General features: G+C 45.4%; 14 protein-coding genes and 4 pseudogenes. 9 read left to right on the top strand and 9 right to left on the bottom strand.

Annotated features, from left to right (window positions below; all coding sequences use genetic code 11):
* Positions 1 to 32 precede the first annotated feature (32 nt).
* The 4 genes and pseudogenes from ACD630_RS23680 to ACD630_RS23665 form a co-directional block, all read right to left on the bottom strand.
* Positions 33 to 1,043, bottom strand: a complete 1,011-nt coding sequence (locus ACD630_RS23680) for an AI-2E family transporter (protein ID WP_430360859.1) — start codon at positions 1,041 to 1,043, stop codon at positions 33 to 35.
* A gap of 219 nt (positions 1,044 to 1,262) precedes the next feature.
* Entirely contained in the window at positions 1,263 to 1,574 is a 312-nt protein-coding gene (locus ACD630_RS23675; protein WP_430360858.1) for a hypothetical protein, read from the bottom strand.
* A gap of 64 nt (positions 1,575 to 1,638) precedes the next feature.
* Positions 1,639 to 1,971 carry a hypothetical protein gene (locus ACD630_RS23670; RefSeq protein WP_430360857.1) on the bottom strand — a complete coding sequence of 111 codons (333 nt, stop codon included), beginning with the start codon at positions 1,969 to 1,971 and terminating at the stop codon, positions 1,639 to 1,641.
* Between the two features lie 90 nt (positions 1,972 to 2,061).
* Positions 2,062 to 2,106, bottom strand: a pseudogene (locus ACD630_RS23665) (hypothetical protein); the annotation flags it as partial.
* 59 nt (positions 2,107 to 2,165) lie between these two features.
* Between ACD630_RS23665 and ACD630_RS23660 the strand changes: the two are divergent.
* From ACD630_RS23660 to ACD630_RS23620, 9 genes and pseudogenes are all read left to right on the top strand, one after another.
* Positions 2,166 to 2,681 (top strand): IS630 transposase-related protein, encoded by a 516-nt coding sequence (locus ACD630_RS23660; protein ID WP_430360856.1) that lies wholly within the window; start codon positions 2,166 to 2,168, stop codon positions 2,679 to 2,681.
* A complete protein-coding gene (locus ACD630_RS23655) occupies positions 2,621 to 2,986 on the top strand; it encodes a transposase (protein ID WP_430360855.1) in 366 nt (121 codons plus the stop codon). Before ACD630_RS23660 ends, ACD630_RS23655 begins: the two co-directional genes overlap by 61 nt.
* A 622-nt stretch (positions 2,987 to 3,608) precedes the next feature.
* Positions 3,609 to 4,665: pseudogene (locus ACD630_RS23650) on the top strand (IS110 family transposase).
* A gap of 247 nt (positions 4,666 to 4,912) precedes the next feature.
* Positions 4,913 to 6,874 carry an acetate--CoA ligase gene (acs, locus tag ACD630_RS23645; protein WP_430360854.1) on the top strand — a complete coding sequence of 654 codons (1,962 nt, stop codon included), beginning with the start codon at positions 4,913 to 4,915 and terminating at the stop codon, positions 6,872 to 6,874.
* Positions 6,875 to 6,950: 76 nt separating this feature from the next.
* Complete coding sequence (locus ACD630_RS23640; protein ID WP_430360853.1) at positions 6,951 to 7,316, top strand: IS630 transposase-related protein; 366 nt, start codon at positions 6,951 to 6,953, stop codon at positions 7,314 to 7,316.
* On the top strand, positions 7,240 to 7,773 hold the full coding sequence (locus ACD630_RS23635) for an IS630 family transposase (protein WP_430361264.1): 534 nt from the start codon (positions 7,240 to 7,242) through the stop codon (positions 7,771 to 7,773). The genes ACD630_RS23640 and ACD630_RS23635 overlap by 77 nt, the downstream gene beginning before the upstream one ends.
* A complete protein-coding gene (locus ACD630_RS23630) occupies positions 7,698 to 7,865 on the top strand; it encodes a hypothetical protein (protein WP_430360852.1) in 168 nt (55 codons plus the stop codon). The genes ACD630_RS23635 and ACD630_RS23630 overlap by 76 nt, the downstream gene beginning before the upstream one ends.
* Positions 7,814 to 8,713: pseudogene (locus ACD630_RS23625) on the top strand (IS481 family transposase); the annotation flags it as partial. The gene ACD630_RS23630 and the pseudogene ACD630_RS23625, both read left to right, overlap by 52 nt.
* 71 nt (positions 8,714 to 8,784) lie before the next feature.
* A pseudogene (locus ACD630_RS23620) lies at positions 8,785 to 9,165 on the top strand (ribonucleotide-diphosphate reductase subunit beta); the annotation flags it as partial.
* A gap of 58 nt (positions 9,166 to 9,223) precedes the next feature.
* Here the strand turns inward: ACD630_RS23620 and ACD630_RS23615 are convergent.
* From ACD630_RS23615 to ACD630_RS23595, 5 genes are all read right to left on the bottom strand, one after another.
* Entirely contained in the window at positions 9,224 to 9,913 is a 690-nt protein-coding gene (locus ACD630_RS23615; protein ID WP_430360851.1) for a hypothetical protein, read from the bottom strand.
* 31 nt (positions 9,914 to 9,944) lie between these two features.
* Positions 9,945 to 11,735 (bottom strand): TadE/TadG family type IV pilus assembly protein, encoded by a 1,791-nt coding sequence (locus tag ACD630_RS23610; RefSeq protein ID WP_430360850.1) that lies wholly within the window; start codon positions 11,733 to 11,735, stop codon positions 9,945 to 9,947.
* 216 nt (positions 11,736 to 11,951) lie between these two features.
* Complete coding sequence (tadF, locus tag ACD630_RS23605) at positions 11,952 to 12,551, bottom strand: tight adherence pilus pseudopilin TadF (RefSeq protein ID WP_430360849.1); 600 nt, start codon at positions 12,549 to 12,551, stop codon at positions 11,952 to 11,954.
* A gap of 28 nt (positions 12,552 to 12,579) precedes the next feature.
* Positions 12,580 to 13,074, bottom strand: a complete 495-nt coding sequence (locus ACD630_RS23600) for a TadE/TadG family type IV pilus assembly protein (RefSeq protein WP_430360848.1) — start codon at positions 13,072 to 13,074, stop codon at positions 12,580 to 12,582.
* 17 nt (positions 13,075 to 13,091) lie between these two features.
* Entirely contained in the window at positions 13,092 to 13,517 is a 426-nt protein-coding gene (locus ACD630_RS23595) for a prepilin peptidase (RefSeq protein ID WP_430360847.1), read from the bottom strand.
* Positions 13,518 to 13,809 lie beyond the last annotated feature (292 nt).

The raw sequence follows: 13,809 nt of genomic DNA, 5'->3' as shown, positions 1-13,809 counted from the left end.
GATATTGCAAAAGATGTGTAGATACCTATGCCTTAAATCAGCGCCGCTTCCTTCAATTCACTTTTCAGATAGGCATAGTAAATCGGTGCAGCAATCACGCCTAGAATACCAAACGCCGCTTCAAACACCAACATCGCCAGCAAGATCTCCCACGCGTGCGCCTTGATTCGGGTGCCGACAATCTGCGCATTGAGGAAATATTCCAGTTTGTGAATCAGCATCAGATAAACCAGCGCCGCCAGTGCCACCGGCAGGGAGATCGACAAACCAGAAATAAACACGATGGAGTTGGATATCAGGTTACCAATTACCGGTATCAGGCCAAAGATGAAAGTCAGCACCACCAGCGTTTTGGAAAATGGCAGGTGCACGCCAAAACAGGGCAGTATCCCGAGAATAAAGACCGCAGAGAAGATGGTGTTAACCGAGGAGATTTTCACCTGGGCGAACACGATATTGCGAAAGGACATCGACAACAGCGAAACGCGCCGCATCAGTTCCGATTTCAGCAGCGGTTTATCCGTGTCCTCTTGCACGTTGTACAGCGACACGATCGCCCCCAACACCATACCAATCAACATGGTGACAAAACCGTGCAGAAAATCTTTACCCATGGTTTGCAGCATCACGATATGTTCCTGCACCCAGCGCATAAATTCGTGTTGCAGCTCTTCAACACTCACTGGCAAGTAACCCGGCAAATAGACCATGATGTGCCGTTGGACGTCATTAAGAATCAAGCCGATACGCGCATTGAAAGGCGAGGTGTCGCGCATTTCCTGCATCACGATCCCGGTCAGGCTGCCAAACAACAGGCTGAGCACACTCACCACCAGCGTACTGATGATCGCCACAACTACCCAGCGGGCACGTTTCCCACTGATGATTTTTTGGAAATGGGGTGTCAGCAGATTGACGATTTCATACACCAAAAAACCGGCCACAAAACACGTTAACAGCCGTAGTGACAACAGCAGCAGCAATCCCCCAAACATAAAACCCAAGCTCAGCCATCTGGCCTGCTTTAAATTCAATAACTGCATGACGACATCCTGTATGCGTAATGATCGGACCTGCAAACGTACTTATGACACCAAGAATAGTATTCGGTTTATCGCACTATTCTCTGCGCATAAGATAAAGACACATGATAAAAGTCGTACGAAACAAGCCCGCTAATGAATCTGCTTTTTCTCCGTCCTATTCTTAGCGTTTTTAGCATGAAAAACCAGAAGGGATTAGCGGGCGCGCAGGGTTATCCACTAGGAAAAACGTCGTTCTGCAATAATTGGGAGGGTGCGAGTCAGAGCGCTGAAAAAACGCGCATCATCCTGTAAGGGAAAGACGCTGGAAATACGCAGCGCCGCCGCCTTGTCATCGAGGGAAAAGTAGCCGTTGCGGTAGCGCGCATATTCACGCATCAAGGTATCCAGCCGCATATTCTCCGCCAGCACCACGCCATCCAGCCAGCTTTGGCGGAAGCCTTCCACCGGTTGCGGAGGCTGACTCACCGCATCCGTAAAGGTAACTTGTTGTCCAGCGCTAACGCGCACAGGCGTCTGCGATTGCTTCATTGGGCGGAGCAACACCTCCCCCTGAAATACCGCCAGCGTACTGTCACCTGTATCGCAGCGCACATCAAACCGACAAGGGGAATTCAACGTCAATACCCCCTGTGGGGTGGAAAACGTTAACGGGTAAGGCACTGCACTTTCCAGCAGGCAGCAGGCGCAATGCGGCAATCTTTCCGTCTTGGTCGTAGCGTGTGAGCGCTGAATCGGTATTCAGGTTTAGCGTCAGCCCCTCTGCCAGCACCCAGCGGCGGTTTTCTCCCTTGGCGGTGCGATAGTCCGCAGCATAGGTTTCCCAAGGGACGCTATAAGCACCACCACCCAGCAGCGTCATCAATGCCAACAGTTTTAACAGGTGACGTCGTTCGGTTCCCTGACGGCTTAATACGCTGGACGCCACTGGGCTCGCGACGGAATGAAAACGGGTATGTATCTGCTCGACACGCAGCCACGCCTGCTGGTGCAACGGGTGGCTATTCAGCCATTGCTGCCAGGCATGGCGCTCGTTTGCTGTGCAATCATCCGCGTAGAGAATGGCATACCATTCAGCGGCATCGTATAGCCAAGCGACTTAATTTTGATTGCATTATTTAAATGAGCTATTCAATTGATTTTAGACGTAAAGTGATATCTACACGGGAAGAAGAAGGGTTGAGTATCCGAGAAACAGCGAAGCAATTTCGGATTGGCCCTGCCTCTGTATCGCGTTGGATTAATCAAATAGCGTCAAAAGCATCGACCACGCGTCAGCGAAAGAGCGATAAATCTGAGTTGATGAAAGATGTTGAACCATATCCAGATGCTTACCAAAAAGAACGTGCAGAGCGTTTTGGCGTTTGTCAGAAGGCCATTTGGCAAGCTCTTAAAAAGCTGGGATTGACCTATAAAAAAACTCTACGTCATCCGAAAGCCGACGAAAGCGCCCGGCAAGCATTTCAACAAAAAATACAACAGTATGAAAAAGAAGGCAAACCTATTGTTTTTATTGATGAAAGTGGTTTTCCACACGATACCCCACGGACTCACGGCTATTCCCCAAAAGGTCAACGGTGTTTTGGGCTGAAGAACGGGGAGCCAAGGGAAGAACAAATGTTATCGGCGCTTTATTAGGCACAACGCTGTTTGCTATCGGATTATTTGATATCAATATTAACAGCGATGTTTTCTATTCCTGGGTCACACAAGTCCTTATCCCAGTACTCCCTAAAAACAGGGTAATCGTGATGGACAATGCAACTTTTCACAAAAAACATAATATTCAACAAGTCATCATCGATGCAGGGTATATGGTGGAGTATTTGCCTACATATTCGCCAGATCTTAACCCCATTGAGCATAAATGGGCACAAGCAAAAAGCAAAAAAAGAGAGAGTGGTTGCGATACAGAGATTTTGTTCTCAGTCCATATGGTGTGATCAAAATTAAGTCGCTTGGCTATACCACTCTCATTTTTTTACATATGTACTAAAATTTTAACGTACCTGTCGATCAAACGATCAAAAAGCATCTTCTGGATCAAAATATACCCGTGTTGGTATGCACACTATCGGCTGAATAAGCAGTATCTTTATGGTGTTTGATCGCAAATAACGATTAAATAATAAAAAACAATAGTTTCAACCTATTGAAAATAATAAATTGATCGTTATATGCTTTACGATCATGTGAACGAGCAAGTTAGTCACGATAATGTGACACAAATCACAAATCATCTTCCGGTTTGCTTTTTTATAAATAGCAGTAAAACGCTCAGGGCTCGCCATTCTCCATGCTTTTCCTTTCACTGTGTTACTTCTTATTGCGTGATCCATCGCTCAAAAAAGAAACAAATTTTGGCGCACCACTACACTTAACGATTTTTTGACATACCTTTAACAAGGTTTAAGGAGAATGAGATGAACGCCCCCACTCATTAATTTCGGAGTTGCATGATGGTTGAAAGCGTGAAGTCGGCAGGTGTGGAGCCTCGCAGATTTTCGGCATCATAGTGCCCAATACGGGATGCATAAAGCTCCCTCAGACTGGAGACTCCACAGCATGAAATATACACCGGTTGGCGTTGATATCGCAAAGCATCTGATTCAGGTTCACATTCGTCAATGAGCACACAGGTGAAGTGGTGGACAAGCAGCTGCGCAGAAAGGATTTTCTGACGTTCTTCAGTAATCTGGAGCCTTGCCTGATTGGCATGGAGGCCTGTGGAGGCTCTCAGCACTGGGCCCGGGAACTGGAAAAGCTGGGGCATAAAGTCCGGCTGATGCAGGGACGGTTCGTCAAGGCGTTCGTCATGGGCAACAAGAATGATGTCATGGATGCCCGCGCTATCTGGATGGCGGTACAGCAGCCAGGCAAGGCGATAGCCGTAAAAACGGAAGAACAGCAATCGGTACTGGTTCTGCACCGTTCACGCAGACAACTGGTGAAGTTCAGAACTGCACAGATTAACGCTCTGCAGGGAACATTACTGGAGTTTGGCGAAACCATCCATAAAGGTCGGGCAGCGATGGACAGGGAGCTATCGGCTGCACTGGAGCGGCTGAAAACGAAGCTGCAGCCGTATCTCATCACCGTGCTGGAAGACCTGTACAACAGACTGAGTGAGCTGGACATGCTGATAGATGGTCTTGAAAACAGCTTAACAATGTGGCGCGACAGAATGAAACCTGTAAGCGGCTGATGGAAATTCTCGGTGTGGGACCGTTAATCGCTACAGCGGCGGTTGGCGGTTGCCACCATGGGAGAAGCATCCGCGTTTAAATCAGGGCGAGAGTTCGCTGCTTATGTCGGTCTTGTACCGAAACAAACGGGTTCAGGAGGGAAAGTTTGCCTGCTGGGGATAAGCAAACGCGGTGACACTTATTTGCGAATGCTGTTTATCCACGGAGCAAGGGCTGCTTCATTAGTGGCGAAAGAGCCGGGACCATGGATAACAGAACTGAAAAAACGGCGTCCGACCAGTGTGGCTATCGTGGCGATGGCAAACAAGCTGGCGCGAACTGTGTGGGCGCTAGCCGCCCATGAGCGTAAGTACGACAAAAATCATGTCAGTATCAGGCCCTATTACTCGCTGATACCGATAACTATTTACTCTTAAAAAGGGTGAATGCTGAAAGGTTGCTATGGCGGCCAGAGTGATGACAAAGACGATAAGACCGTGACCTGATAAACCTGAATATTTCCTTGGACATAAAGTCCGTCAGGAGAATAAGGCTCAGGTCAGCGAATCTCATAGTGGCCCGCAGCACTGTGACTGCAACAAGGCCGGATACAGAGCTGCAACTACTCGTCAATGTCAGAACAACGGAAGCCTTGCAAACGGGGAGGCGTTCATACAGAGCTCTATGAGCCAATATAATAAACACACCATACCCGCCTCAGTGGCGGAGAACGCTCTGATTAAGGCTGAGCAGTATCGCGAGTGGTATCAGGCATCGATCAATGATCCCGAAACCTTTTGGCGGGAGCATGGTAAGATCGTTGATTGGATCAAACCGTACACTGAAGTTAAAAACACCTCTTTCGATCCAGGTCATATCCGTATTCGCTGGTTCGAAGATGGTACGTTAAATGTTGCAGCCAACTGTCTTGATCGACACTTAACCACCCTTGGTGATCAAACCGCCATTGTGTGGGAAGGAGATGACGCCACCCAAAGCAAAACTGTGACTTACCGCGAACTTCACCAAAGCGTCTGTCGTTTTGCTAATGTGTTGAAATATCTGGGTATTAAAAAGGGCGATGTGGTCGCTATCTATATGCCCATGGTGCCCGAAGCGGCGGTTGCCATGCTGGCATGCACGCGCATTGGTGCCATTCATTCCGTTATTTTTGGCGGTTTTTCCCCCGAATCCATCGCCGGGCGCATTATCGATTCCAGTGCCAAGTTGCTGATTACCTCTGATGAAGGCATCCGAGCAGGACGCACCATTCCGCTGAAAAAGAATATTGACGACGCGTTGCGCAACCCTGGTGTTAAAACGGTGGCACACACCATTGTTTACCAACGCACGGGTGGCGCTATCGATTGGCACGAAGGACGAGACCATTGGTGGCACGATCTGATCGCCGGTGCAGACGATCACTGCCCACCAGAAGCGATGAATGCCGGGGATCCGTTATTTATTCTCTATACTTCCGGCTCGACCGGTAAGCCCAAAGGCGTACTGCACACTACCGGCGGATATCTGGTCTATGCGGCCATGACCTTCAAATATGTGTTTGACTACCATCCCGGCGATATCTATTGGTGTACCGCCGATGTCGGCTGGATCACCGGGCACAGCTACCTGCTCTACGGCCCGTTGGCCTGCGGTGCCACCACGCTGATGTTTGAAGGCGTACCCAACTGGCCGGATGCACGCCGTATGGGACAAGTGGTCGATAAGCACCACGTCAATATCCTGTATACCGCCCCCACCGCTATCCGCGCGCTGATGGCTGACGGTGACAAAGCTATCGAAGGCAGCAACCGGCGTTCGCTGAAGGTAATGGGTTCAGTGGGCGAACCCATCAACCCGGAAGCCTGGGAATGGTATTTCAACAAGATCGGTAACGGCCAATGTCCGATCGTCGATACCTGGTGGCAAACGGAAACGGGCGGATTAATGATCACCCCGCTGCCAGGAGCGATCGAAACCAAGCCAGGTTCGGCAACGCTTCCCTTCTTTGGCGTGCAGCCTGCATTAGTCGATAATCTGGGCACGCCGCAAGACGGGGCCACGGAAGGTAATCTGGTGATAACCGACTCCTGGCCAGGTCAGGCGTGTACGCTGTTTGGCGATCATGATCGTTTCGAACAAACCTATTTTTCGACCTTTAAAGGCATGTATTTCAGCGGCGACGGTGCCCGTCGCGATGAAGATGGCTACTACTGGATAACCGGCCGCGTGGATGACGTGTTGAACGTGGCGGGCCATCGTCTGGGTACGGCGGAAATAGAGTCGGCTCTGGTGGCACACCCAAAGATTGCCGAAGCCGCCGTGGTGGGCATCCCACACAGCCTGAAAGGCCAGGCTATCTACGCCTATATTACGCTCAACCATGGCGAAGAGCCTTCCAGTGCGCTGTACACGGAAGTACGCAATTGGGTACGTGAAGAGATTGGCCCGATTGCTACACCCGATATCCTGCACTGGACGGACTCGCTGCCAAAAACCCGCTCCGGCAAGATTATGCGGCGTATTCTGCGCAAAATCGCGGCGGGAGATACCAGCAATCTGGGTGATATCTCTACGCTTGCCGATCCTAGCGTCGTTGAAAAACTGCTGGAAGAGAAACAAACCATGGACACGCCACAGTCTTAAACATCAAACGCAGTACGCGCTAAGCGAACCGATAGTAGATATAGCTAAACGACTTAATTTTGATTATATTATTTAAATGAGCTATTCAATTGATTTTAGACGTAAAGTGATATCTACACGGGAAGAAGAAGGGTTGAGTATCCGAGAAACAGCGAAGCAATTTCGGATTGGCCCTGCCTCTGTATCGCGTTGGATTAATCAAATAGCGTCAAAAGCATCGACTACGCGTCAGCGAAAGATCGATAAATCCGAGTTGATAAAAGATGTTGAACCATATCCAGATGCTTACCAAAAAGAACGTGCAAAGCGTTTTGGCGTTTGTCAGAAGGCCATTTGGCAAGCTCTTAAAAAGCTGGGATTGACCTATAAAAAAAACTCTATGTCATCCGAAAGCCGACGAAAGCGCCCGGCAAGCATTTCAACAAAAAATACAACAGTATGAAAAAGAAGGCAAACCTATTGTTTTTATTGATGAAAGTGGTTTTCCACACGATACCCCACGGACTCACGGCTATTCCCCAAAAGGTCAACGGTGTTTTGGCCTGAAGAACGGGGGAGCCAAGGGAAGAACAAATGTTATCGGCGCTTTATTAGGCACAACGCTGTTTGCTATCGGATTATTTGATATCAATATTAACAGCGATGTTTTCTATTCCTGGGTCACACAAGTCCTTATCCCAGTACTCCCTAAAAACAGTGTAATCGTGATGGACAATGCAACTTTTCACAAAAAACATAATATTCAACAAGTCATCATCGATGCAGGGTATATGGTGGAGTATTTGCCTACATATTCGCCAGATCTTAACCCCATTGAGCATAAATGGGCACAAGCAAAAAGCAAAAAAAGAGAGAGTGGTTGCGATACAGAGATTTTGTTCTCAGTCCATATGGTGTAATCAAAATTAAGTCGCTTGGCTATATCAGAAACTGGCTGCTGAAGACGGCATTGATGCGCTGGTTAACCAGAACCGCCGGGTTCCGAACCTGAAGAACCGCGCCGACGAAGCCACTGAACGCACGGTTGTTGATTATGCTATTGAGTTCCCGCCCCATGGGCAGCACCGGACCAGTAATGAGCTGTGTAAAAAAGGCGTGTTTATCTCCGGCAGCGGCGTGCGCTCCATCTGGCAACGACACGACCTGGAGAACTTCCGTAAACGCCTGAAGGCGCTTGAGGAAAAGGTCGCCAGAGAAGGCATTGTCCTTACCGACGCTCAAATCGCAGCCCTGGAGAAGAAGGCGCACGATGATGAGGCCTGCGGTGAAATCGAGACGGCACATCCCGGGTATCTGGGCTCGCAGGACACCTTCTACGTGGGCAATCTGAAGGGGGTGGGCCGTATCTACCAGCAGACGTTCGTGGATACGTACTCGAAAGTGGCACACTGCAAGCTGTATACGAATAAAACACCGCTCACCGCCGCCGACCTGCTCAATGATCGCGTACTCCCGTTCTACGAGGCTCAGGGACTGCCGGTGCTGAGAATACTGACCGACAGGGGTACGGAGTACTGTGGTAAAGTGGAGCAGCATGATTATCAGCTTTATCTGGCTATCAACGATATCGAGCATACGAAAACGAAGGCGATGTCTCCGCAGACGAACGGCATCTGCGAGCGCTTCCATAAAACCATTTTGCAGGATTTTTATCAGGTTACGTTCGGCAAGAAGTTATATGGAGACCTGGAAAGCCTGCAGGTAGATCTGGACAACTGGTTGTGGCATTACAATAATGAGCGAACTCATCAGGGAAAAATGTGCTGCGGGCGTACGCCGATGGCCACTTTACTCGATGGAAAACGGATCTGGGCAGAAAAGAATCTGAAGCAGATGTAATCTGACAGACACCTGTATAAATAATCGGTAACTGTCAGATCAGATCTGAGCTAGTACAGCTAATAACTCCCGTGCACAGGTATTATATTGGCTATAAATTCCAGCAGGGTCTCGCCAACGTTGACGCTGTGCGGCAACAGCAGATAAAGGACTACGCCTTCGATTTAATGCAGGATCGCTATGACAATGAAATTCTCTACACCGAAGCGCTGTACGACGGTGTGGGCTGGACGGAGGATGTGAAAAAGTTTCTGCATTACAACGCCAATAAAGCATTGATGAACCTTGGTTATGAAGCGTTGTTCCCTGCCAACATGACCGATGTCAATCAGGCAATCCTTTCCGCATTGTCACCCAACGCTGACGAAAATCACGATTTCTTCTCCGATTCAGGCTCTTCATACCTCATCGGTAAGGCGGTTAATACCGAAGATGATTACTGGGATTTCTAAGCGACAGAACGCGGTCCGGGGAGCGTCGCTCCCCGGGCCTTCAGACGATGCAACAGACTCAGCGCAGAAAAAAATAGCCGTGGGGAATTGAGGGCGTAGCCGACAGTTTATGCGGCACTGGCGCTCTGACCCGGTTGCGGTTACTGCCCATTGAAAAATTGTTCAAAGAAAAAATCTCCAGATGCGTTATCCGCCACAGCAAATAAAGAGAGTATTCACTGCGAATATCCATCTTTCGTTTTAAACGACTAATAACGGAGTAGGCTATATTCTTAAGCCCAGCAGGAATATGACCATGTGTTATCTCCTCCCAATACTGTAACAGTTGTCGCTCGTGTGAATTAAACCTGACATAGGCGAATTTCTCTTTGTCTAAACACCCCAGCCATGAATGGCTTAGCATAAATAAATCACGATTAGCGATATCTGAAGACACCACGATACAATAAGGACTCAGTACCAAATGTCGCTTCAAGCGTCGTAGTTTGATCATATCGGAAAAAAAAATACGATAAACAATTATATCGCTGTTATTGGCGTGTAATAATCGATTAGTTCTCTCCATTTCATGAAAGGTTTGATTACCAATGACCAGCGCATTACGGTATTCTCCCCTACGCGTTAGCTTTTTCTCGTTGTAGTGATCGAACACATCCACATCAGGATTGCCGTCGAACTTTTTATAAAAAAGATCGCTCAATCCTATATAACGATAATAGAGTGTATCTGCAATTACTATTGTTCTCATATCCCTCCCAAATACGGACTAAGCCTATCAATTAAAAACCACTTTTATCGATAAAGTTTATTTTTTCTTTTTTAGATATTTTTGCCAGTATATTCACCAGACTTAGATAATCACTCACAACAAAAGCATTATCTTCTCCAACACAGAATTCCCGCCAAAACTTAACATTGTCATCATCAATCCCGTTCTTAGCTAAGGAAATAAAAAATATATCCACCGCCACTGTCTTATGAATTTTGTTGTGATTTAACAAACCCTCTTTTATTCGTTTGCAAATATGGTATTCCTTATGAAGAGCTGTGGTCAACGCTTTTGGCCCAGAGCTATCTTCCCCATCAGTAACCATGATAATGACTTTTTTAGGGTTATTACCCTTTGCGATCACAGGTAGCGATCGCAGCAAACCACTACTACTGTCAGTGTTCGCTCCAAGAAGATCCATTTTCTTAAATTGAGAGATAATGTCAGCATTAGAGGTTAATTCAATTAAATAAGAATACGGTGCATCAATATCTCGCGAATATCCAGAAAAATTAGTTGTTTTTTTTACTTCAGATTCGGATATTGACTTTACTCCCCCTCGCACAGAACCATTACACATTTCATTAAACATGCCATCGTTTCTATAATAATTAAAATAGGGATAAGTAGTAACTGACTTATCAGAAAACAAGTAGTCATCCTTCAAAGTTTCATCGAAATCAATAGTATCAACATTTACAACATTTAAATATTTTTTTGCTGACGTATATAATTTCTTAGCATTATTATAATGAAGAGTAAATTCTTCAGGATGCGCCCGCAAATTAGCACGAGGATCAGCATCACAGCTGTAAGAACCATTTATCTTCGAAATTTCAGCGCACCACTTTTTATCATTAACCATTTGCTCCATGGTGAGTCCCAAAACAGGTGAGACGACTGATTTATAATAAGAGGTAATTACCTTATCCTGCTGATCGAAACTCTTATTATTCTCATTGAAGTTTTTGTTATACCAAAAGTTAAAATCAATCTTTTTATTGCTAACTTTCGCATACTCTTTTTTAAGTTTACCGACAAAAGAACAGCCAATTTCTTTTCCACCAAAAAGGTCATTTTTACTCAATTTAACTGGAACAGCAATATTAAAAGGAACAATGCCAATGGTATTTTTCTCATTACCATTAAGAATAGTTTGAGAAAAATTCACTACCGCATCTTTCAAAATATCATATTTGATACCGCCTTTAACATCAGGCTTGAACCCATTAATATCCTCACCCATTGAGCCAGAAACGTCTACAATAAAAACGAAATCCGTAGGGATATTTTTCTGTCCCATAGATTTTCTTACCGTGCCAGCAGAACTATCTGCACGTATATGAATATCATCGTTAAATCCAATCTCATTATATTTTTTGAAGATAGGATGTAATGTCGCAATCCCAGATGCATTATAATCAATTGAGGTTAATTTTTCTGAATTATCGCGGTTCAGACTGACAATAACGTCAAGACCATTATCAGTAAACGTCACATAGGGCAGATAATAATTCAGATAGGCTCTCAAAACCTTTTCATTGGCTTCTTTGTTTCCATGCCTAACAGCACATTCTTTATCCGCGACGTAATCACAGCGATCGTTTATCGCAATAGCTAATACCCCCTGATTCATCGCATCTGCCAATCGGGCACGGTTTGACTGGAAATGCGCCCCATCAAGTGCAAAAGAAAAAAACATCAATAATATTGGAAACATAATAGCAAACGGCAATGCCATTGCCCCAGACTCTCTGTGGAATACCAACAGAAAGAAATCAACAGCATATTTTATCTTCATGACGCTCCCTGAAATAATTATCGAACTCCGGCTTTGTTGAATAATAGTTAGTCATGCTGTTTTGCCAGCCAGTTTTGGTAGAAAATGCTTGTCATCTCAGGTTTGCAGTTTTCTTATGAGGCCTAACTGCATGATTTTGCGTTGCGAGGATCTGTCGTTTCACCGGGAGTGCAGCATAAAATATGTTTGTTCAACAAAGCCCCAAACTCCAAAAACTCACCGAGGGATTACCGCATTACTCACTGAGATATTTCCTACAGATGGTCCAATAGCACGTAATATTTTCATTAACAAACTATACTGACTTTGAGTACAGAGAGTGACTTGATAAACAGGTAGCCAATGCTCAGTTCGCGTCGACCCAGTATCAGCATGAGAAAAAGGGGAAAGCAGAATATGTTTAGTGAAATCCTTTGCAAACTCTGACTTTGGACAATTACCCTCTTTTACATGAACTACAGTAAACGACATGGGCTTACCTTTTATCTTTTTTTCTGACTTTACATCTTCATCAAAATAGATAGCATCCACATAGAGATTATACTTTTCCCCGATACGAGATTCAGCCAAGAGCATATTTGCCAGCAAATCTAACTGATTGACATCATCCTGTGTCAAGATCTCTTTCCCATGATAAAGTGCAGTGCGTTCACGCAACACGGTGGCAAGAGAATGATTGACACGCTCCATATAGCCTTTGTTTAAAAAATATCGACTGTAATCAAGCAATAAAAAACAGAGCAGTACAATAGAAAAAAAGTAGAAAAAAAACTCAATCGCTACGCTTCCTTTATCACTTTTTATCTCAGACAGCAATTTTCCGTTTCTGCAAAGCGAAGACATATTACAATTCTCCTCGCTGAAATTCCTGAACAAAAGCAACCTTTCTCTTCCATTGCTGTTCAACCATCACTGTCGGAAATAGAAAGAAGATAGGCTGGTAATTAATATTCACGTGATACAGTGCCAACGGTTTTCCAGTTGCATGAATCGATGAGCAATATTTGCCATTCTCAATTAACGCAGTGAGATCATCACAATAACGCGAAGAGACGTGAACCTCTATATTTCTGGTAAATAATGGCCATACACCTAAACGCTTTTTCAAGGCTTTCGTAAAATAAGCGTGATAATCACTGTCAGGCTGACGAAGAGATGTACGATAGCTGGATTCAGCTAGAATCAAATCCAAGGCAGATGAAATATAAACCACCCGACACAGCTCTGCGAGAAAAAGAAATGCCATAACAAAGGGGATAAAGAGTAAAGAAAACTCAAGCGCAGCACTTCCGCTACTAGAACGATACCATGAAATCGAATGATTTGTTTTGTTGTTCAATTCTTTATTCCTTTTACTTACACAGCCCACAACAGCCAATAGCCAGAGCAAATAGCAATACCATAGGGTATAGTGATGACGTTATTTCTTGAGAACAGTCTATAATATAAACACGTAAGCAACGTGAGTGGGATCCCCGCCATTCCCATCAAAAATAAAAAATTACCTATCTCTGTCGTTGAAAGCCCCGTTGATAATGCACAGACCAGTTTAACATCGCCTGCACCGATTACGCCGACTATAGATAAAACAAAACCAAGACAAAACAATAGCAACAGCACTATTAAAGAGAGATCCTCAGGATGATGAAAGGCTAATAAAAGTGAGAGAGAAAAAATGAGCAATGTCGTCGCATTGGTAATTTTCCGACAACGAATATCCGTATAACAGACGAACATCAATATTATACTAATAACAATTGTCAGCATCCCTTCTACTTTCACTTTACATCATCCCTTAAAAATGCCAGAAGCGTTTTAACCCACTGAATGGTATGGTGTAACGAATCAGAAGACGATCCGGTAATCAACCTAATACAATAAAAATCCGTTTAATGATACAACTCAGAGAATATCCCTAGGCTTTGTTGAATAATAGGTAATCATGCTGTTTTTCCATGCTAGTTTTGGTTGAAAATGCTTGTCATCTCAGGTGTACACTTTTCTCATGAGGCCTAACTGCATGATTTTACGTTGCGAGGATCCATCGTTTCGCTGGGCTGCCAGCATAAAATCT

This window comes from Symbiopectobacterium sp. RP, assembly GCF_050472005.1.
Classification (GTDB): Bacteria; Pseudomonadota; Gammaproteobacteria; order Enterobacterales; family Enterobacteriaceae; genus Symbiopectobacterium.
Note: the sequence above shows the minus strand (reverse complement) of the source record. Positions and strands in the feature narration are given on the sequence as shown.